Genomic DNA, 24189 nt, shown 5'->3' on the forward strand with positions numbered 1-24189 from the left:
TTTGTTTACCAAGTTTATAAGTAATCAGTTATCTAGCGTTTAATTTCTACCCATCCATTGAACTGGCCTTGAGCAGCTATATTTACTGTGTAAAAGTAGATACCCTCTGCATAGCCTTCGCCATTCCAATCGTTCTGGTAATTGTTGCTTGTATAGATAATTTTGCCCCAACGGTTGGAGATAGTGACAAATGTACCGGTTGGCAAGTTACGGATGAAGAACGTATCATTTACTCCATCCCCATTTGGCGTAAAGATGTTCGGAATGGTAAACTTACTTTCTTTGATTTCTGTCTCATACTCTTTCACACAGCCATTGGCATCCCGGATGTACACCACATATTTACCCATTGGCTGAGTGGTGATCACTGTATCTACCGGCAAAGTCTTGTCTTTTACCACTGCCCAGTTACGTCCATCTATGCTGACTTCATACGGTGCGTTTCCACCCCGGATATCCGTAATCTTAATCTCTCCGGTAGGCTCATCAGGCAACGAAAGCGTAGCAGTTACCTTAGCTGTTATCTTATTGTCGATGCGAACACGAACCGGAACTGTAGAGCAACCTGCATCATCCGCTACTACAATGGAATATTCGCCAGGAGCCAGATTCGAAGCCAAATAATTAGGACTTTGTGGGAATATATAGCCACTTACGAATGTTTTGCCGCCATCCAGACTTACTCTGTATGGAGAAGTACCCCCCTTGATATTCAACACCCGTACATCAAAGCAATCTACTTTCTCCAGGTCATATGTTAAAGAATCCGGGCCTGCCACTGTAAACTCTGTTTGTTTCGGACAAAGATCATTCGCACTTTCTCTAACATACATGGTGTATTTGCCAGCTTTCAGGTCTAAGAATACCGGAGACTCTTGGAACCGGTTGTTATCAATACTATAGAAATACTTCTTAGAGGCATCTGCCATCACCGCTGTTGCACTGCCATTGGACGCACCGCAGGTAGCCGCTGTTGTGGCTACACCCACAGGTAATCCACCAGAGTAAATATTAATATTTCTTACCGCTGTCTGGCAACTTGCTCCGTATTTAATAATCAACTGATACATTTTAGGAGCCAGGTCATTGTAGGCAATGCTGTCATTCTGAACAAACTGCCAGGTGCTGCCATTGTCTAAACTTACCTGGTAAGGCTTGTTACCACCTTTTATTCCATATACTACTATTCTGCCTTTATTGCCACCCTCACAACCAATACTTACCGAATCTACTTTGTAGGTAATGGCCGTTGTACCAGGGATAGTAAATACATCTTTTACCACACAACCGGAAGGTGTATTATCCCGGATAAATAATTCGTATTGTCCGGCTGTCAGTTTCTCGAACACTGGACTTCCCTGGAAGTTAGTTCCATCAATACTGAACAAGTAAGGTGCTGTACCGCCGCTTATGTTTGTAATTTCTACTTTACCTGTAGCTTCGCCACATGCAGAAGTAGCAATATTACCGATCTGGTAATTGATGCCTTCAGGTTGTGAAAGTTCATAACTAAATGCATATATACAGCCGGAAGCATCTTTCACACGCACCGTGTATTTACCTGCCTTCAAAGAGGTGAATTTCGCTGAAGATTGATAGATAACACCATCCATGCTATATTCATAAGGTGCTATGCCATTGGCCACAGTATTCATGGTTAACTCACCATCAGTGCCACCTTTACACGTAGGCTGAACAATGGTTGGTATACCGACAGTTACTGCATTTGGTGAAGCCAATGTTCTGGTATATTGTGCGACACAACCTTTACTATCTTTCACATAGATGGTATAGGTACCGTTGCCCATGCCCGAGAAGGTTTTACGATTCTCGAAGGTAATATTATCTAGACTATACAGATAATCAGCTGTTCCGCCACTTACAGTTCCGATAGTAATCTCACCATCCGTAGATGTACAAGTTGATGGATCTTTCTTTGTAACATCTGCTATAATCTGAGCTGCTTCTGTTACAATCACCGGGTAAGAGGCTGTACATCCATTTGTCTGATTTTTATCACGTACATACAGCACATAGGTATTTGCAGCCAGATTGGTAAATAGTGGGGAAACCTGATAGGTTATTCCATCCATAGAGTATTCATACGTGCCTGAGCCGCCTGTTACATCAAAGATGCGGGCACTGCCGTCTTGCTTACCGCTGCAAGAAGCTGAGCTAACTACTTCTGCTTTCGCTGCAATAGCATTAGCCACTTTCAAGCTTTGCGTAAATGTAGCGGTACATCCATTTGCACTTCTTACGGTAACAGTATAGTCGCCACCGGAAAGAGCTGTAAATGTATTTTCTGTTTGGAAGCTTCCATTATTAAGCTTGTATGTAAACGGAGCCACACCGCCTGCAGTAACCTGTACTGAAATTTCTCCATCACTTACTGAGCAGGTCGAAGGATTCTTTGGTGTTAAAGCAATTACCATTTTTGCAGGTTCTGCAACTGTTACTTTGAACGTGTTGATACAAGTACTATTCTCGCTCTGATCTTTGATGTATACGGTGTAATCACCACCTTTCAATCCTGTAAACTCCTGGGTTCCGCTGAAGGTAGTTCCATCCAGAGAATACACGAATGTACCTGATCCGCCTTTTACATTATCAATCTTGATTTTACCGTCGTTTTCTCCACTACAAGATACTGGAGCCGACTGTGTAACGGTTGCAGTAATTGGCTCAACCCCTCTAACCGTAATGTTTACACTAAACCGGCAATTATTTGCATCGCGGATTGTAGCCGGATATATACCTGGGTCCAGATTCGCATACATGGTGTTCGGTCCAAAGGTATTACCATCTACACTGAAGGCATAATCAGCTGTTCCACCGGATACATTGGTGAACTCAATACTTCCTTTATCATTACATGTTTTCGGCTCTGTTACTACAATAATTCCACTTACATTAAACTTGCTGGTAACAGTTGTAGTGAACGAAGCGGTACAAGACGTTTTATTTTTATCTCGGACAGTGATCGTATAAGTACCTGCTGCTAGATTTGCAAAGTTCGGACTATCCTGGAAAGTAACTCCGTCTATGCTGTAGGCATATCTTCCGCTTCCACCAGTAATCTCAATCAACTCTGCTGTACCATTTGCTTGTCCATCGCATAATACCGGGGAGCTGATTATTCTGGCAGTTAAGTCACATGTAGGAACACATGCATTATTCACAGTAGCACTTGTAGTGAATATACATCCATTGGCTGCTACCACCCGTATTGAATATGTTTTAGGAGCTAACCCAGTAAACACACCGTTAGAGTTAAGTACACCATCTATAAAATACTGATATGGTCCAGCTGCACCTGTAATAGTACCGACAGTGATAGTTCCATCGTTTGCACCACAAGCTGTTTCAGCGGTAGCATTCAAAGTAACTGCTGTTATACCACCTGCTACAGTTAAATCCTGTGTCAAGCTAATCTGACAACCTGCCCCATCCTTAATGAACACCGTGTAATTCCCTCCAGTCAACCCGGCAAACGTAGCTTCATTTTGATAGGTTGTTCCATCTAAACTATAGGTATATGGTGCTGTGTCACTCGTTACATTGACTGTAATGCTTCCGTTTGCTGTCGTACAGTTTGCCGGATTGCTTCCGTTAATGGTTGCAGTAATAACAGGAATAGTTAAGGTAACTACAGGTAAGGTTACAGTACATCCATTCGCATCTTTCACCATTAGACTGTAAGCACCTTCGCCCAGGTTAGTAAAGCTATTGTTGCTAACAAACGTAGCTCCATTGTCAATAGAATAGGTAAGCGTACCTGAACCTCCATTGGCTGTTACTGTAATACTTCCACTATTGCTGCTACACGTTGGATTTGTTCTGTCAGAAATACTGGCAGTAATCGCAGCCGGAGCAGTTATTATTACATCTGCTAAAGTGGTAATACAGTTGTTGGCATCTTTCACAGAAATGGTATAAGTACCGGCTGCTAAACCTGTCAATATACCGTTTCCTGCTGCGAACGAAGCACCATTTATTGCATATTGATATGGTGATCTCCCGCCGTTTACTGTAATGGTAATCTCACCATTCGCATCGGTGCTGCAAGTAATCGGCTTAGATAATACTGCATTTGCAGTTAGAGGAGTTGCTCCTTTAATCTCTACGGTTGTAGTGAATGTGCATCCGTTGGCATCTTTAATTGTAGCAGGATACATACCTATCCGTAAGTTAGGGAACACATCTGTAGAACTAAAGCTTATACCATCTACACTGTAGGTATAGGGTGCAGTGCCACCAGCTACAGAACGGAACTCAATACTTCCTCTATCCTGGCAAGCTTCCGGATTATTAACCACAATTACTCCACTTACATTAAATTGCTTACCTACCACAACCGGGAAAGAAGCGGTACAGGAAGGATTGTTTTTGTCTCTGACAAGAATGGTATACGTACCTGCCGCCAGACTACTAAAATTCGGACTATTTTGATAGGTAACCCCACTATTTACACTGTACTCATACGTGCCGCTGCCCCCGCTTACATTTACTAAAATAGCGGTACCATTGTTTACTCCATCGCAGAGCACAGGTGTAGAGTAAGCTTCCGCTGTTAAATTGCATACAGGTGTGCAAGCATTAACGGTGGCTGAAAGGGTATATGAGCAACCATCATTTGATACTACCTGAATTGTATACGTACTTGGCGCAAGCCTTGAGAATACTTCGTTACCGGCCCCATCTGGATTAATTACTCCATCTATAAAATATTGGAATGGAGCCTGGCCACCGTTGACAGTAACTATTATGGTACCATCATTAGCTCCGCAGGTAATTTCTGCTGTAGAAGATGCCGTGGCTATAAATCCACTTCCACTGTTCAATGTCCAATTCTTGGTGATGAAACAGGTTGTATTATTTTTATCTCTTATAGTGATAGTATAATCTCCGTCTGGCAGACCTGGGAAGGTAGTTTCATCCTGGTAAGTTGTACCATCTATACTGAATTCAAATGTTCCACTGCCTCCGCTAATATTACGTATGGTAATGGTGCCATCTGTAGTACTGCAAGCGGTTGGATTACTTCCGGTGATATCAGCCATGATTGCATCTGGCTGGGTGATGGTTACAGCAGGCAGCACAGCGGTACAGCCATTGGCATCTTTCACAGTAATTGTATTGTAGATACCTGCTTGTAATCCGTTAAAGGTATTGCTTGCTGCGAATATGACACCATCTAAAGAATAGGTATAGTTTGACGTTCCGCCTGTTGCTCCTACTGTGATTGACCCATTCGTATTCCCATTGCAACCTGTTACATCGGCCTTAGCTATTAAGCTGATTGCTAACGCTTGTGGTTGGGAAATAGCAAGATTCAAGCTAGTGCTACAAGCATTATCCGCTACATCTCTGACATAGATGGTGTAACTGCCAGCTGCTAAGCCTGTGAAACTAGCCACCGCCTGATAAGCTACGCCATCCAAGCTGTATTCATAGCTGCCACTGCCCCCACTCACCTGCACACTTACCCTTCCATCACTTGCCCCATGACAAGTAACATCCTGTTGGCTCTGCACACTTGCTGTCAAACTGCAAGGACAAGATGAAGGAATGGTCACGGCCTCACTGGTATAGCTACAGCCATTGGAAGCTTCGATACGGATTCTGTATGACTGTTTTCCGTTTAGTCCGGTAAACAAGTTGCTGTTGATGCCTATGGGATTGGCTACAAACACGCCATTGCCTGCTAAGTCAATGTAGAAGTTGTAAGGAGCACTGCCCCCACTTACCGAGCTGACCATGATCATGCCATCATTGTTTCCACAGGCACTCTCAGCCATCGGCGTTACTCTGGCAGTTAGACCTCCGGCACTTGTCAGCGTCTGTGATTGAGAGATCTGACAACCGGCAGCATCGCGGATGTAGACGGTGTAGCTGCCATCAGATAGGTTAGCAAAGCTATTATCTGTCGAGAAAGTGGTTCCATCTAAGCTGTATTGATAGGGAGCACTGCCGCCATTGACACTGCTGACAGTAATAGAACCATCCTGGGCAGTACACCCGGTAGGAGCTACTCCCTCTATTACCGCTGTCAAGGCTGCAGGTTCTGTAATCGTAGCTGTTACTGTTACTTCACAATTCGCTGCATCTCTGATAATAAATGTGTAATCTCCGGCTGCTAAACCAGCAAAGGTGCTAGTACTTACAAAAGTAACTCCATCCGTAGAATAAGTATACGGAGCTGTGCCTCCGGTAGTAGTTAATACGATGCTTCCATTGTCGTCACCAGCGCAAAACACATTATTTACTTGTGCTGTAGCGGCTAATGTACAGGTTGGAGTACATCCGGTTCCAACGGTAACATTGCTTAAAATAAATTCACAACTATTGGCATCTACTACTTTGATAGTATAAACTGCAGGAATCAGACCTGAGAATACACTTTCACCTGCACCAGCCGGATTAGGATTTCCATTAATATAATATGTATATCCTGTAGAACCAGAAGCAGTAATGGTAATGCTACCATCTGCCAGGTTACAAGCAGTTTCATCCGAAACTGTTGCTGTAGCAACTACTCCATCCAGAGCTATCAGGTTCCTTGGCTGACTTGTTACACATCCTTTAGCATCTTTAATATAGACTACATATGATCCGGCAGATAAGCCTATAAAGAATTGGGAAGGCTGATAATTGGTACCATCCAGGCTGTAACTATAGGGAGCGGTACCACCAGTCACATTGCTAATAGTAAACATGCCATCGTTTGCCTCACAACTAGAGGGATTGATAGCATTAATAGTAGCCGTGATGGTTGATGAAGAAGAAATTGTAACACCGCTTAACACAGCTATACAAGCACCGGCATCTTTTACAGTAACAGTATACGTACCAGCAGCCAGATTAGCGAAAGTAGCACTATTAATGAAGGTAGTTCCATCTATTGAGTATGTGTAACTACCAGAGCCTCCATTTGCTGATACAGTAATGGAACCATCCTTTCCATTTCCGCAAGAAATATCTGTTTTAGAAGCCAGGCTAATGGCAAGAGGCGCTGGCTGTGTTATTTGCTGAGGAGCCAGTGTAGCTGTACATCCATTGGCATCTTTTACGATAATGGTATAGGTTCCGGCAGGAAGATTGTTGAATACACCTGTGCCGGAAACAAAATCAACACCATTTACTGAATAGGTATATGGACTGGTACCGCCACTAACGTTTGTGGTTATCTCTCCATTAGACTCCCCATTGCAACCCGTCACATTTGTTTTTGCAGTTAAACTAATAACTAACAAGGCAGGCTCATTTACCACTACACCAACTGTGGTAATACAAGTTGTAGAAATATCTCTTATAGTAACGGTATAATTCCTACTTGCAAGGTCTGTAAACGTAGCACTATTCTGGAAAGTAGTACCATCCAGACTATACTCATAATTTCCACTTCCGCCACTTACATTATCAACCGTGATGCTGCCATCTGTAGCTCCATTACAAGTAACATTTAACGTTGAAGCGGTAGCTGTAAATCCTGGGACACTTGTCAAATTTGCTGGTAGAGTAATAGTACAACCCCTAGCGTCTTTTATGTACACTGTATAACTGCCATTGGCTATGCCTAGGAAAGTTGTTGTCGTTTGAAAAGTAGTATTATCCAGACTATAGCTATAGGGTGCAGTTCCACCATTTACCGTAGCAATTGTGATAGAGCCATCATTGTTCGAACAAGTAGTAGGATTGCTGGTTGATAAAGTTGCCGTTAACGCTTGTGGTTGGGAAATAGCAAGATTCAAGCTAGTGCTACAAGCATTATCCGCTACATCTCTGACATAGATGGTGTAACTGCCAGCTGCTAAGCCTGTGAAACTAGCCACCGCCTGATAAGCTACGCCATCCAAGCTGTATTCATAGCTGCCACTGCCCCCACTCACCTGCACACTTACCCTTCCATCACTTGCCCCATGACAAGTAACATCCTGTTGGCTCTGCACACTTGCTGTCAAACTGCAAGGACAAGATGAAGGAATGGTCACGGCCTCACTGGTATAGCTACAGCCATTGGAAGCTTCGATACGGATTCTGTATGACTGTTTTCCGTTTAGTCCGGTAAACAAGTTGCTGTTGATGCCTATGGGATTGGCTACAAACACGCCATTGCCTGCTAAGTCAATGTAGAAGTTGTAAGGAGCACTGCCCCCACTTACCGAGCTGACCATGATCATGCCATCATTGTTTCCACAGGCACTCTCAGCCATCGGCGTTACTCTGGCAGTTAGACCTCCGGCACTTGTCAGCGTCTGTGATTGAGAGATCTGACAACCGGCAGCATCGCGGATGTAGACGGTGTAGCTGCCATCAGATAGGTTAGCAAAGCTATTATCTGTCGAGAAAGTGGTTCCATCTAAGCTGTATTGATAGGGAGCACTGCCGCCATTGACACTGCTGACAGTAATAGAACCATCCTGGGCAGTACACCCGGTAGGAGCTACTCCCTCTATTACCGCTGTTAACGTTGTTGAAGTTAATGAAACAGTTGGTAACGAAATAGTACAGTTATTGGCATCTTGTACCTGAATTGTATAGTCTCCGGCTGCTAAATTAGAGAAAGTGCCAGTACCTGATGTAAAGCTGCCTCCATTAATGGAATATTGATATGGGCTTACCCCGCCATTAACTGCTACTATTATATTTCCTGTGTTACCTGCTGAACAACCTGGGTCAGTTTTCGATGTTAAGCTGATAGTAAGTAAAGTAGGTTGCAAAATTGATTGAGCTGGTAAAACAGCGGTACAGCCATTGGCATCTTTGACAGTTATTTTATCATAGGTACCTGCAGCCATGTTACTAAAAATATTGTTAGAGACAAAAGTATTTCCATCTATGGAATAGGTGTACGGAGAGGTACCACCGGAACCTGCTACAGAAATACTACCACTGTTTTCTCCGGTGCATTTTACGTCTGTTTTACTTATCAGATTAATTATTACCGAACTTGGTGCTGTCAGGGTAGTAGCTGGCAATGTATACGTACAAGAATTAGCATCTTTTACAGTAATAGTATAAGTACCAGCCGCCAGATTAGAGAAGGTAGCATTATTGACAAAGCTAGTGCCATCTAGCGAATAGGTATAGCTGCCAGAACCACCACTAGCCGATACCGTGATTGATCCATTAGTTATACCACATCCAGTAGGATTTGTACTCGTAGCTGTTGCGGTTATTGTAGCCGGCGCAACTATGCTTACGGGAATAGTAACTGTACAAGATGATGTATTTTTGTCTACTACTGTAACTGTATAATTTCCGGCTGAAAGACTGGCAAATACTGGTGAATCTTGGAAAGTACTTCCATCTACACTATACGCATATGAACCTGAACCGCCAGAAACATTAGTTATTGTGATAGTACCATCGGTATTATTATTGCAGGTTGGATCGGTTTTGTCAGCAGTTGCTGTTAACACACCCGGCGTAGTAGTAATAGTTACAGGTATCTGTGCTGTACAATTATTGGCATCTCTTACCTGTATGGTATGATTGCCTGATGAGAGGTTACTGAATGTAGCATTTCCACTGAAAGACCCACCATCAATAGCATACAAATAAGCCGCCGTACCACCAGAGGCAACCACCGTAACACTACCTGAATTTGTACCTGTGCAAGCATTAATATCAGTTTGTGAAGATATGGCCAGGGTTAAGGCAGCAGGCTCGGTAATAGTTACTACAGGCAGGGCAACTGTACAATTGTTAGCGTCATTTATTACGATGGTATAATTACCAGCTGATAAATTATTGATTGTACCTGTAAATGCAGCCGATGCCCCTCCATTAATAGTGTAGGTATAGGGTGCATTTCCACCAGATACAGATAAGCCGATGCTTCCATCTGTTCCAGCTGCACAAGTCACCTGGTTAGTTGAAGCAACAGCAGCAATAATGGCAGAAGGCTGCGATACAACCACTCCTGCTACAGCAGTTGTACAGCCGTTGGCATCTCTTACAGATACGGTATATGTACCTGCTGTTAATCCAGAAAATACATTACTTGTGCTGTAACTACCATTGTTTATGGCATATTCATAAGGTGCAGTACCTCCGGTACCATTAATAGTAATACTTCCATTATTTCCATTATTGCAAGTAGGATCTGTTTGAGCAGATACACTTACGGATAATACTGCAGGATCAGTTAATGTTTGTGGGGCTAGTTCAGCTGTACAGCCGTTAGCATCTCTCACCCGGATGGTGTACGTACCTGCAGACAAAGTATTGAATACCTCACTGCTGCCGAAACTTCCTCCGTTAATGGAATACTCATAGGTTGCTGTACCGCCAGAAGCTACTACAGTAAGGCTACCTGTATTTTGACCGTTACAAGTAGGATCTGTTTTAGCAACCAGAGTAAGTAGTAGCTGAGCAGGTTCTGTAATTGTTTGAGTAGCTAAAGCAGTAGTACAACCTTTAGAATCTTGTACTTCTATAGTATAGTTACCGGCTGGCAAATTAGAGAACGTACTACTATTAGTAAAACTTCCTCCGTTAATAGAATATGTATAATCCGCTGTACCACCTGATGCAGCCACTGAAATACTACCATTGTTTCCATCTTTACAAGATACATCCGTTTTGGTAAGTAAGCTTATGGTTAGAGCCGTTGGCTGGGCAAGAGTGATAGTAGGTAAAGTAGCGAAACACCCTTTGCTGTCTCTTACCTGAATGCTGTAGTCGCCAGCCACTAAACCGCTGAAACTTGCACTGGCTACAAAAGCTGCTCCATTGATGGAATATTCGTAACCTGGTGTGCCGCCACTAGCTGCTACCACAATCTCGCCTGTGCTGTCTCCAAAACAAGCTTCTATATCTTTCTTGGATACAAGTGCAATGGCTACTTGGGTAGGTTGGGTAATAGTCACCGGAGCTAAACTAGCACTGCAGCCATTGGCATCGCGCACGACAATAGTATAGTTACCGGCCGCTAGGTTGCTGAAAGTGCCTGTTCCGGCAGCAAAAGCTCCCCCATTCACTGAATAGGTGTAGCCGGCTGTACCGCCTGCAGCTGTGACCACAATCTCCCCTGTGCTGTCTCCAAAGCAAGTTGTTATATCTGTTTGGGAAGTTAAGGCAATAGTTAATAAAGCAGGCTCCGTTATAGTTACTGTAGATAAAGTTACCTGGCAATCTTTACTGTCCTTTACGCGTATGGTATAGTCACCAGCAGGTAAGTTGTTGAAAATATTCGTTGTAACAAAGGCCCCACCATTAATAGAATAGGTATATGTAGCTGTGCCACCCGAGGCTGCTACGGTAATACTGCCTGTATTTTCGCCATTACAGGTTATGTTAGTTTGAGAACTGATAGAAGCTGTCAATGCAGCAGGCTGGGTAATTGTTACTGGTGCTAAGCTTACCTCGCATCCTTTGCTATCTCTTACTGCAACAGTATATGTTCCGGCGGTTAACCCGGTAAATGAACCTGAATTAGCTACAAAAGCTGCTCCATTAATGGAATATTCATAGCCAGGGGTACCGCCACTAGCAGTTACTACAATTTCTCCGGTAGCCTCTCCATTACAATTCTCAATATTTGACGTAGAAACAAGACTAATTGCAATTTGGTCAGGTTGTGTAAGTGTGACTGTTGGAAGTGTAGCCGTACATCCATTAGCATCTCTCACCACAATCGTATAATTCCCTGCAAGCAAACTGGCAAAACTACCTGTTCCGGCAGCAAAAGCTCCGCCATTAATGGAATATTCATAGCCTGGTGTGCCTCCGGTTACATCTGTTATAATTTGTCCGGTAGCCTCACCAAAACATCCAGTAATTTGTGTTGTGCTGGTAAGGGTTATAGCTAATATATCAGGTTGGGTTAATGTTATAGTAGGCAGGCTAACCTGACAATTTTTATTGTCTCTAACTATAATTGTATAGTCACCAGCTGTTAACCCATTGAAACTACCTGTTCCGGCTACAAAAGTGCCGCCATTGATGGAATATTCATAGCCGGGTGTTCCGCCAGTAGTAGTTAGAGTTATGCTTCCGTTTGTATTTCCAAAACACGATGGATTAGACTGGGATGCTAAAGTAGCCGTTAGAGCCATTGGCTGGGCAAGAGTGATAGTAGGTAAAGTAGCGAAACACCCTTTGCTGTCTCTTACCTGAATGCTGTAGTCGCCAGCCACTAAACCGCTGAAACTTGCACTGGCTACAAAAGCTGCTCCATTGATGGAATATTCGTAACCTGGTGTGCCGCCACTAGCTGCTACCACAATCTCGCCTGTGCTGTCTCCAAAACAAGCTTCTATATCTTTCTTGGATACAAGTGCAATGGCTACTTGGGTAGGTTGGGTAATAGTCACCGGAGCTAAACTAGCACTGCAGCCATTGGCATCGCGCACGACAATAGTATAGTTACCGGCCGCTAGGTTGCTGAAAGTGCCTGTTCCGGCAGCAAAAGCTCCCCCATTCACTGAATAGGTGTAGCCGGCTGTACCGCCTGCAGCTGTGACCACAATCTCGCCTGTGCTGTCTCCAAAGCAACTTGTTATATCGGCTTTCGATGTTAACGTAAGGGTCAGTACCGGAGGCTCTGTTAAGGTAATTACAGGCAAAGTAGCGAAACACCCTTTGCTGTCTCTAACCTGAATCGTATAATTACCGGCTGTCAGGTTGCTGAAAACACTTGCGCTACTAAAGCTGCCACTATTGATGGCATACTCATAGCCTGCCGTCCCTCCTGTTGCTGCTACGGTTATACTACCAGTTCCTGCTCCATTACAGGTCGGATTTACTTGTGAAGAAATTGAGGCTGTTAGTTGCGAAGGCTGAGTGATTTCTACACTAATATCTTGTGTACAATCTTTGGCATCTTTTACTTGTACGGTATAGGTTCCTGCAGTTAATCCGGCAAATGAACTTGCTGTGCTAAAAGCTCCTCCGTTTACTGCGTACTGGTAACTTCCGTTGCCCCCATTTGCTCTTACGCTAAAGCTACCTGTTGCATCGCCAAAACAGCCAGTAATATTTGTTTGTGCTGTAACGGCCAAAGTCAGGGGAGCAGGTTCACTAACGATAATACCCAGGCCATTGCTGATTACTAACGCAGGATTAGGACTATTACAGCCTGACTTAAAAACAGCTACGGCATAGGATGAAGGAGGTACTCTTGAGAATACTACCTTATTGGCTGGAGAAACAGTTCTGGTTACAGCTAGTGTAACGTACTGGTCTAAAATTAAATCGTACAATTGGAATCCAAATGGCCCCACGGCATCATTCAAGACAACTGTAATAGTACCATCGTTAGCACCAGCACAGGTAGCATCTGTAAAGCTCAACTCTACTTTGTCTGCTGTCGGGCATTGAGCAAATAATGGGACCGCAGCCAGGTAACTTACAAGAAATGCTAATATATGTAAATAGTTCCTCATGATATTATTGGCCATTATTGTCTACTACTATTCCTGAAAGTTTGCCTAGCGTGATAGGTTTATCACAATTTTTGGTATAGACATGAATGAGATAAGAAGAAGCAGGAAGATTTTGAAAAACCAGTGTTTTCTCACCTGTTTTCATTGAAGTAATGGTTTTTACCTGAACTACTTTATCCTGGTATAAGTCAAATAATTTAAATTCAAAGGCAGGTGATCCTTCTTTCAAAGTGAGGTAAATTTTACCACCCGGTGTATTTTTTATACTTTTCTCTACCGCATAATCAAATTTTATCGGGCACTGTCCAAAACTATCCGCACTGAGACATAGCAAGCTTATGAGCAGTAAAAAGAGTAAAGATGTATAATGGGTCTTCATGGTCCTGAGTATGTTATTTGTATTCTCGAGCTTTGTATAGATATTTTTCTAATTCGTATGTAAAATCTGCTGCATTTCTGCGGCAACTCCGTAATGTTTTACCTGCTTACCAGTCTATTCTTCCTTCATTTGAAGACTGCTTTCTCCTAACCATGCAACCCTTGCTTTGCTTTACAGGAATGCTGATTACAGCTCTATAGCCTTTACTAAGCCCTATCAGCTGATAGCCAACTGCCCAAAACAAGAGCAGCAAGGCAGAACAGGGAAATAATGCGGTTACAATTGAAATGGCAGATGGCATAGATTGTCTATTTTGTATACTTCAATTTACTATGCCTGATTTTGGAGCAGTTTTAGATTCAATGTCTTTCGTTACGCATGTACTTTAATAAGGTAATTTTTAAGCTTTTGAGGGGGGTAAGAGCAAGCAGGATTGTGTAATATTGGACGAGTATTTCTCTATAATTACCTGGCAGTGTTGGTAGGCAGTAGCCTTAATGAGATACCTGTGCGGGAGGTTGAAAATGGAGAGAGGTAACCGCAAAAAAAGAATTTGGCAGTTGTTCGTTTTGTTTACAAAGCAAGAATCCATAACCAAATTGCTGCCTTTCTAAAATTCTGTACAATTTTCTACTTACTTAAAAACCAAAAAAGCCCTCCGGAACCGGAGGGCTTTTTTGGTAAACTGTGTGGTTAATTGTATTTGATTACCTCATTAGTTCAAAACCAGAGTGAATTTTCTACTTTTTCATGATCATAAACTCTACTCTTCTGTTTTGCTTCCTTGTATTTTCGTTAGCGTTACTGGCAATGGGCCGGGTGCTTCCATAGCCTTTAAACTGTATGCGGTTGCCATCTATTCCTTTGTTTACGAGATATTCCCGCACGGCTTGTACCCGGTTCCGTGAGAGGGCTACATTCAGGTTAAAATCGCCGACATTATCTGTATGGCCCTCCAGTTGTATTTCCATAGAAGGATTTTCTTTCAGCAAAGCCGCCACTTTGTTAAGCTCTTCAAAAGACTCTTCCAATAGTTTATATTCACTCTGTTCAAAGTAAATATGATTCAACCGTACATGCTGCCCCACTTCCAAAGGAGTCAGGTATAAATCTTTGCGTATTTCTCTGTAAGTAGTTTCAGCTGTCAGGTCTATCTCTTCTTCAGCAGCCATGAACCCATCTGCCTTAGCTGTAAAGGAATATTTATATTTTAATGGAAGTACCACTTTATATCCGTCCGATATAGGATTGGCAGTAGCTGAACCTGCTTCTCCTCCCTTGGGTAAACTTTCGTAAGTAATGCTAGCTTGAAGGGGTTGTTTGGTGCTGGCATCATATACATTACCATAAACCAGGGCTACCGGATCAGGCTGCACTGATTTATCTAACTTAATGCGGAAAATATCATTCTCCCCATTCGAATTTTTATCTGACACAAAGTAAGCATAATCGCCGGAGGCAGGAATTGTATAATAGGTATCCCAGGCATCTGAATTAATAGCCGGACCTAAATTTTGCGGTTCAGACCAGTTTGTCCAGGTATCATCCAGGCGTTTCGTTACAAACACATCCATATTTCCATAGCCACTCAATCCTCCTGTAGAATAATACAGGCTAACTCCATCAGAAGCAATAAAGGGAGAAATTTCTCCATCGGCAGTATTCACTACAGGTCCCATATTTTTGGGTTCGCTCCAGGTTTTATCGGCTTGCAGAAAAGATACATACAAATCTTTAGATCCATAGGAATCTTCCCGCTGAGCAGTCATAACTAATACCTTCCCATTCTGGGCCATCGAAAACTCTGCATACTCATTATTGTTGTAGTAATTTCTGATCTGTACTGGTTCCGGAAAGCCCCATTCGCCATTGGCCATACGCCTGGTAATGGATAACCCTTTTCGAAGCGTGCCGTCTGACATATACCGGTTGTTGAGCAGCATCGTATTGCCATCTGGTGTGATAGAAAAAGAAGAGTTATGCTGATGAGTATTGATGGGAGAACCTATGTTTTTGGCTGGACCAAAACTGCCATTGGCCTCTATCTTTGCTACCCAAATATCCTGGTCTGGCGATACATTGCCAGGATGCATAGCACGGGTAAAATACAGGCTCTTTCCATCCGGAGAGATCACCGGGCAAATTTCATCATACAAGCTATTAATGTTCTTGCCTAGATTTTCCCGTTTTACTTGTGTGGCAGCTTGTGTAGAAGCATTTTTACCAAGATTAATACTGGCCTCTATTTTTTGCTCCGAAGAAGATATTCCGATGGCATCTAACTGGCTGGCACCCCGGATGCGGGCTGTATTCAATACTACTTTTACAGCAGCTACTTTATAAGGCGTTTCTTTGATATAAATAGTAGACATGCGGCCGTTTACACGGGTAGTATCTTTTTTGTTTTCATACACCAGATACTCTTTATCTTGGGCATCGTAGGCGTAAATCCGGTTGATACTGCCGGCATTGAGGTTTTCGGCAATGGCTATTTGTTTTACCGGCTGCGGATTACTATAGGCTACTTTTATCCATTCACCGGCAGGGTTACTTTCTTGTGCAGGACGCCAGGCACAAGGACTGCTACCTATTTGTGGCAATTTGCTGGGTTTGCCAAGTATTTGTGATGCGCCGTACTGTTTAGGCATTTTAGGGTCCTGGTATTCGGATGAAAAGCCTACTACCCGCGATGCCCACTGCACATCCTGCGCTTTCAACTGCGCAAAGACACAAAAAATTAAGGTGGTTAGGTATAAATATTTCTTCATCTGCAGATAGATTATATATAAACGGCCAGATGACTCCGCATCACTTTCTACCTAAGGGCGAAAATTAAACGATTGTATTGGTGGCACTACCCCTAAGATAAATATATTTTTCGAGGAATCCACATACAAATGGTCATATATGAGTGGAACAACATCCAGGCCATTCATGTCTGATAAACCAAATTTCCCGTTGCGTGAGAGTAGAATTAAATCGTTGCCCAGATCCTCTACCAGGTCAAATTTGGTAATGTATAACTCCCTTCCGGCTTCGGTAACTAAGCCTTTTTTCCCATCTCTCGTTACCCGGTAACGTCCGGTAGGTAATAGCTGAATAGATTCATACTGGGGCTTTACCGTTTCCCGGCCTGCCTTGTTTACAAATCCCCACTTCCCATCCCGCTTAACTGGTGCAGTACCTTTACGAAAATCCTGTACTTCATCATACATACACTGCACTCTCAACTCCTCTGCCTTGTCAATAAAGCCCCACCTTCCGCGTATTTTAACTGCGGCCATATTTTCAGAAAAACTTCCTATTCCTTCATACCGGTTGGCTATGCGAAGCTTCCCGTTGCGGTCTATGAAGCCGTATTTGTTGTTGAGTTTTATGCCTACTCTTTCCTCACGCATTACGTGTAACTCCTGATAAAGTTGGCTGGGTTTTAGAATTGTTTTTCCCTGCAAACTCATTAACCCTTTCTTTCCATCTTTCTCTACAGTTAAGATGCTGTCTTTGGTTACGCCAGATATATAATCATACTCCATAGATAGCACCATGTACCCGCGGTAATCATACATACCTGTTTTTCCATCAAAGCTTGTTTTATATAAACTAGCATTTAAAGGTTCTATGTTTTCTGCAGAAAAAACGGTTTGTTTGGTAAACAGATTAATAATTCCCGACCTGCCTCTGGAGAAATAGAGTACCGTTTGTGGGCTCATCATCCGCAGGCTGTCGTACATAGGCTCAATGGCCCAGCTTCCTCTGGAGTTAATCAGGCCGGATTGTCCCTGCTTTTTCACTATGGCATATAAGCCCTTAAAGTCCTGTATATCATCATAGGAAGAACTGCCGGCAACACGGCCGGTGGCATCCAGTAAATACCACTGGCTGCCTTGCTTGACAGCAAAAAGGCCATAGGGTTGTAGTTTAATTTCCTCGTAAATAAACGGCGTAATAGCTTTACCAGATTTATTCATAATTCCCCATTTACCGGCTTCTTTTGCCTTCACTACATTGGAACTACTATCAATTACAATTGCCTGATATTTGGCCGGTACTACTAACTCGCCTCTTTTACTGATAATACCATACGCAGTTCCGCTTTTAACAAGGGCCAGATCTTTTACAAAAGGCGTTATTTCATCGTAGAGTGGTTCGCTGATCTTATTTCCTTTTTCATTAAGCAACCCATATTTGCCCATGTATTGGTAGCCATAAATTTCGTTGTTTAAGGGTTGTAGATTATCGTATTCGCTGGTAAACAAATCTTCTTTCTTTCTGGAAACAACTTTCCATTGAGTAAAACTCACCAGGTCATATGAGTTAGCTCCTTTTTTTATAATTTGCTTGTACAATGGTTTTACAACCATTTCGCCATTGCGTTGCAGCACCCCCCATTTGCCATTTTGCTTAACGGTAGCCAGTTGCTCGTCAAATTCTTGTATATCTGTGTAAGTTCCGGCAAATACTGGAAGCCCTTCGTTTGTATATACCTGCCAGTTACCCATTGAATTTTTTACAGCGAAAAGCTTGAAGTTATACTCTCTGATGGCCTGAAAATTAACCGGAATCACTGATTTGCCATTCGCATCCAGCACGCCGAAACGTACTCTGGCTTCTTCTTTGCCTTGAACTGCTTCTTTGATGCCTACTATGTATATTGAAAAGTCGGAGGCGGGGGTAAAGTAGTGATACTTAGGTTCTATTACCTCTGTTCCCTTACTAGTAACTAAGCCTGAAAGTACGGTAGCAGATGCCAGGCTTTCTCTCTTTTTGATAATAGCTACTCCCTTGCGGAATTCACTAATGTCTTCGTATAACGATTTGTTGACAAACTTACCCTTGGTACTGATCAGCCGCCAATGTGCGCGGACTTTTACTCTGGCTATTCCATTGGTGAATGGCATGGCCTGGTCGAATTGTGGTTTTATTACAAATTCACCCGCGGTATTTGTGTAGCCATACAAGCCATTAGCACTACGTTTTGGAACAAGAAATTCTTCTACCGGATGCGCTAAAAGTGTTGAAAACACAGCCGTGTAAAAAAGGACAAGACAGAGATAGAGAAATCTTCTGGACATACAAAAATGGATAAGACACTCACAGCATGTAAAACAAGTATTAAGCGGCTAGGATAGGTTTGTTACAATCAAATTTATTAAATTTTCAAGTATCCATAAACATAGCTATCCTACTTTGCCCTCTTTCACATGCCTGTATGATGTAATGTATAAGTAGCTAATAAAACCTATTGGCCTATAAGCTATCTCATAAAACCACAAAAATTGTGCTTATATTATCTGAATGTTTCAGCTGGAGATAGAAGATTCCTGGAGGGTATTTGATTACATAAAAAAGCAAAGCACAAATTGCATGTCAAGTATCGCACCTTAATAGAGTTGTGAGAACTTTATGCAGCAATTTGTGCCTTGCTTTCAACTATGTTTTTACGCACAAATAAGATCTTTAATAACTTATCTGAATTGTAAGAGAAAAAATGCAGGGTAAATGTTAATCAGGTAAAGTAATTAGGACACATAGCCCCATTTCTTCATTACTTGCAGGTTTTCTTTAACGGCCTCTAACGGTGACTGACCTTGATAAGCCTCCTGTTCGATAATGAAATGAATAGTACCTCCAGATTTACGGCCCCAGTCTACTATCTCTTTTGGATTTACCAGACCTTTTCCCAGAACCGTACTTTCATATCCACCATGACCAGAGGCACTTTTTATTTCATCTTTCACGTGCATAGACTCAAACCGGCCTGGGTATTTTTTCAAAATTTCCATGGCTTTGGCCCCACCGCCCACCATATTACCAATATCCAGCTGCTGCATTACTAGCTTTGGGTCAGTGTTTTGCAGAATAATATCGTACAGGGTTTTGTCATTAAGCTTCTCGCTGAATTCGAAATCGTGGTTGTGGTAGCCGAACTTCATCCCGGATTTTTGGCAAAGTTCCCCGCTTTTATTAAATACTTCCAGAAAGCGTATCAGCTCGTCGTAATTCTTACGGGTACCTTCGTGCATGGAAGGGCTAATCACAAATTGCTGCCCTAGCACCGCCGCATCTTCTACGGTATATTTCCACTCATCGGTAAAAGCCTTAGCGGTTTCATCCCAATGCTTTTTACTCATTACTGTATGGCCACTAGGCATTTTTAGCCCCAGGTCATCAAGTATTTTTTTAAACTCTTTTGGTGCATACCCGTAAAATTTCCGGTCTACATAATTGGCATGTTCTACATTTTTGTACCCCATGGCTGCTACCTGCTTCAGGGTGCCTAAAGGATCTTTTTTCATTTCATCCCGGATAGAATACAATTGTACACCAACTAATTCTTTTGGCTTTTGGGCAGCAAACAAAGAATTACCCATAAGGGAAGATCCGGCTACTGCCAAAGCACTGGTTTTTAAAAAGGCTCGTCTTGAGTTGTTCATTGCATTAGTGATAATATATATTAATATAATACTAAAATAGTAAAATATTCTATCTAATGCATGATTACTTTAATGAAATATATAATCCTGCAACATGTGGAAGCCATTCGCAACCACAAGCCATAACAAGTATCAACTAATAAGTTATGCTGTATTTTTTGTATGATGGGTGATACTAATTCTGAGTTATTTATTGTGTATCCCGTTGGGTAACAGCAGCCGGATTAAACAAGTCGTGTGTTGGCCAGATCTGAACCTTGCGCAATGCTGTTATCATCAGTTGGTCCAGAGCCGCAAAATAAGCATGTGTCTGAGGATTGCCATTAAACAGCACTACCCAGCTATAGCCTTCTTGTAAGCGGACCATAATAGCCGAACTACCGGCCAGAGAACCTGTGTGCCACCAGTTACCAGAACTATTCACAAACCAGCCCATGGCATAGCCCGGATACTGTTTACAGGGAGTAATCATAGCATTTATTGTAGCTGCTTGCAAAAAATCAGGCTTTGTACTAAAACCATCGGCTGCCACTAGCAATTTAGCCAGGTCTGTAGCAGAGGCAATCCAGCCTCCGTGAGAATCCATAGCTTCCAGATTAAAACCACCATACGGATAGGAAACTTTGTCACTGGGATCATAGACAGAAGGCATTAGCCCCCGGCTGGAAACATCATGGTAACGTACTTCCTTTTCGTGTTTAGCCTCATACAGATTTTTTGCTAACTGTATATCGGCAATTCCAAGGGGCTGTAAAAGATGCTGGTAAACATATTCTCCATATGGCAAGCCTGTTACTTGTTCGATGATACGTCCAACTATACAATACCCAATATTAGAATACGAAAATTTAGTACCCGGATCAAAGTCTAGGGGTTTAGACAAAACATACTGAATAATAGCCAGCTGGTTGGCCGGAGTTGCTACCTGCATTTCTTTAGCTATGATAACTGAGTTAAACATAGGGTCTCCCAATGGATTTATTTCCCTATCCCAGCCAGCTGTGTGTTCTAACAGATGTCTTACAGTTATACGTTTAACTCGTTCGTCAGCAATATGCTGATACGCAGGCGTATTCAGAATACCTTTCTCTCCAAAAACCAGTGCATCAGCCTGCAGCATCCCCTCCTGAATTAGTTTCATAATAGCCATTGCCGTAATAGGCTTCGACAAACTGGCAATTCTAAACAGATGATGGGGTTGTACACGTGTACTTTTGTCTGCTTCCCCAAATCCTCTGGCATAGAGCAACCGTCCCTCTTTTACCAATGCTACTGAGCCACCCGGCAGATTCCACTTCTGCATAAACTCACTTATCTGCCCGTCTACTACAGAAAGTTCAGGCACAAATATACCGGTTTGTGCATATACGCTTACACACACAAGTTGTAACAACATGCAGAAAACCAGTATACTTTTTTTCATAGCCATCAGTCGCAGCAATTGCAGAATGTTTATATCATTATTTATCTAGCGAAATTACTGCGGGCCTGACAAAAACTTTGTACAATAATCCCAGGCAAGTACGAATGTCAGTTTCCAGGCATAATCATCTGAGAGCAGTTAATAAAACCAATTTTGTTAAACAGGTAAGGAATCGTCGCTAATAATGCATAGGAAAAACAGATTCTAGGTTAGCTCTTTATCAACTAACTAGCCGATGGTTTCTATGGGAACAGGAAGTAAAAAAGATGCAGAAAGGAACTGCTCCGGCTAAGATATGCTAATCCCTGAAGTAATATTTTAAGTAAATTTATAGGATTATTTATAAAAATTATCACACTTAAGTTATAGCAACGTTCCAGTAATTTTCTTTCCTGGCAGGCAGCTATTTACCTTTTTAACACCGAGGCCACACGAGTAAGTAATTGCATCGCTTAATAATGCATCTGTTATATTCCGCCTCTGGTAAATATACTCCTGGAAAACAGCCAAGGGAAAGCTACCGTAAGCCTGTAAGCATCAATAAACGAGTTCTAGCCTAAATTTTTAACAGGTAGTTACCAAGTGTATGTTGGCAAAGTTAAATTACTAGGGCTTATAAACCGTTTGCACCTGCTTTGTGGAAGCGAATAATACAAACAGATACAAAAAATCGGAAAGATAATCAGGATTTGATAGGGCTGTAGAGAAGATGATGCCTGTCGGCTTGTTGAAAGCCCAGGCTTTGGTAGAGTTTCAAGGCCCGTGTATTGTAAGGCAATACCTCAAGTTTTAAAGCCACAAATTTATTGTACCGGCTTGCTATCAAATACCGGATAAAAGCTGTACCAATACCCTGATTCCGTATAGCAGGAATAACAAATAATTCATCTATAGTAAGAAGAAGGCCGCCAAATTCATTACTCCAGAAATTTATTAGCAGGGCATAGCCAACAATTTGTTTTTTTTGCTCAAAAACAAGCACATGGCCATAATCAGGATGCCGTTCAAGCATTTCAAAAGTGAGCTGAATTTTCTTTTGGGTCATAAATGGATTATCTGGATCACCCTGATAGAGAGCAGAAATCATTTCAGCTACCACCCCTCTTTCTTCTGGCTGCATGGGGCGAAAAATAGTATCTTTCATTAATCAATCATCTACAGAAACTGTACTAAAGCATGGGTAAACGGCTGCGCCTGGTTATTTTATTAAACCAAACCGCTACAAAATTGCAATAACTTTTTCAGGTCTTTTTCACTTTTAAAATTAATAACTTGTTCTTTTATATAGGCCGCTATCTCTTTTTTGTTTTTGGCATACACCCGCAGAAAATTTGGCTTAGTAGCCAGATGAACCCGGTTATTCTGATCAATAATATAGTAGGATGCATGTTTGGTCAGCAGTATGTCTCCATGTATTTGTAGTTTCTGAATTTGCCCGTTGCCAGTAGAAATAGAATTATAGGTTTTAATTGAAGAAACTGCAGAAGATTGACCATAAGCTCCCTCCTTCTCACTATTTACTACAATCATCATCTGTTTTATAGCCAGTTTTACTTTATCAAATACAGCTATTTCTTCAACATATCCGGCTTCTTTATCATAGTAGAATTTACTGTCGCCGATATTGATCATTTTAATGAGATGCTCATTGGCTAAAGATAAAGTATCCCGTTTAGAATCAATGAAATGTACTTCTCCCAGCAGGATGCTGTAATTAAGCTTACCAACTGATACATTGTTTATATAATGAATTTTACCATCTGTAAATTTGGCAAACTGGTAACGGTCGCCTGCGGCTACGGCTTGGGCCGGATCTTGGCCGGATTTTACCCGGATAATTTTAGCCTCCTGTGCCCATGTATAAGATGTGTAGATAAGCAGACAAGTGATGAGTAAAAAATACTTTTTCATAAAAGTTAGCCGTTTGAGCATAAATAAAATAGAAATACAAGAAAAAATAGTATCCTTTTTCTGTGATACAATATAGTATTTCTCAGCCATATTTATTCATACTCACTACAGATAATCACTAAATAGCTGTAAAAAATAAAGACTTACCCCTTTTATAAGAGGTAAGCCTCATTGGAAAAATCTTTACTAGGTTATGCATTCTGCAACACCGATTTTTCCGGCATTGATTTTAAATAATACAGCAGCGAGGCCACAATACACATACTACTTTCAATAATCAGCCATTGTTGACCGAACTCGCCCAGACTTCCTTCGACGTAAATGGTAATTGTACGCGAGAGAGCATACAAGCCACATAATAAGGCTACAAACAGTAAGCCTATTTTCTGGTTACTAATTGCCAGATATACCAGGGCAATACAGATGGCCATACCTGCCCCACCGTACACCCCCCTGATAGAACTATAGGCATCTGTGTTAGGTAATGATACCCCCACCAGGTCCATTACCGATTGCGGATTAATAAAAGCCATAATGCTTACCATCCCTATCCCTAATGCGGTAATCCCAATTACTATTACCGACAAAACACCCATAATTATTCTACTATTCATATCTATTTTGGTTAAATTTAACTTTCTGTTACAA

General features: G+C 42.0%; 9 protein-coding genes. All 9 read right to left on the minus strand.

Annotated features, from left to right (window positions below):
* Positions 1 to 32: 32 nt before the first annotated feature.
* The 9 genes from Q0590_RS29780 to Q0590_RS29820 all read right to left on the minus strand — a co-directional run bounded on the left by Q0590_RS29780 (position 33) and on the right by Q0590_RS29820 (position 24155).
* Positions 33 to 13394 carry a T9SS type B sorting domain-containing protein gene (locus Q0590_RS29780; RefSeq protein ID WP_302041302.1) on the minus strand — a complete coding sequence of 4454 codons (13362 nt, stop codon included), beginning with the start codon at positions 13392 to 13394 and terminating at the stop codon, positions 33 to 35.
* A 4-nt stretch (positions 13395 to 13398) separates the two neighbouring features.
* Positions 13399 to 13773, minus strand: coding sequence for a hypothetical protein (locus Q0590_RS29785; protein ID WP_302041303.1), 375 nt, complete (start codon positions 13771 to 13773; stop codon positions 13399 to 13401).
* Positions 13774 to 14513: 740 nt separating this feature from the next.
* Positions 14514 to 16541, minus strand: coding sequence for an OmpA family protein (locus Q0590_RS29790; protein ID WP_302041304.1), 2028 nt, complete (start codon positions 16539 to 16541; stop codon positions 14514 to 14516).
* A 51-nt stretch (positions 16542 to 16592) separates the two neighbouring features.
* Entirely contained in the window at positions 16593 to 18845 is a 2253-nt protein-coding gene (locus Q0590_RS29795; protein ID WP_302041305.1) for a WG repeat-containing protein, read from the minus strand.
* A gap of 447 nt (positions 18846 to 19292) precedes the next feature.
* Positions 19293 to 20207 carry a sugar phosphate isomerase/epimerase family protein gene (locus Q0590_RS29800; RefSeq protein WP_302041306.1) on the minus strand — a complete coding sequence of 305 codons (915 nt, stop codon included), beginning with the start codon at positions 20205 to 20207 and terminating at the stop codon, positions 19293 to 19295.
* Positions 20208 to 20397: 190 nt separating this feature from the next.
* Positions 20398 to 21630: a serine hydrolase domain-containing protein gene (locus tag Q0590_RS29805; protein ID WP_302041307.1), complete on the minus strand. Its 1233-nt coding sequence runs from the start codon at positions 21628 to 21630 to the stop codon at positions 20398 to 20400.
* 682 nt (positions 21631 to 22312) lie between these two features.
* A complete protein-coding gene (locus Q0590_RS29810; RefSeq protein ID WP_302041308.1) occupies positions 22313 to 22774 on the minus strand; it encodes a GNAT family N-acetyltransferase in 462 nt (153 codons plus the stop codon).
* Between the two features lie 62 nt (positions 22775 to 22836).
* A complete protein-coding gene (locus tag Q0590_RS29815) occupies positions 22837 to 23541 on the minus strand; it encodes a hypothetical protein (RefSeq protein ID WP_302041309.1) in 705 nt (234 codons plus the stop codon).
* Positions 23542 to 23732: 191 nt separating this feature from the next.
* Positions 23733 to 24155 (minus strand): DUF4345 domain-containing protein, encoded by a 423-nt coding sequence (locus Q0590_RS29820; RefSeq protein WP_302041310.1) that lies wholly within the window; start codon positions 24153 to 24155, stop codon positions 23733 to 23735.
* Positions 24156 to 24189 lie beyond the last annotated feature (34 nt).

It is taken from the genome of Rhodocytophaga aerolata (assembly GCF_030503435.1).
Classification (GTDB): Bacteria; Bacteroidota; Bacteroidia; order Cytophagales; family 172606-1; genus Rhodocytophaga; species Rhodocytophaga aerolata.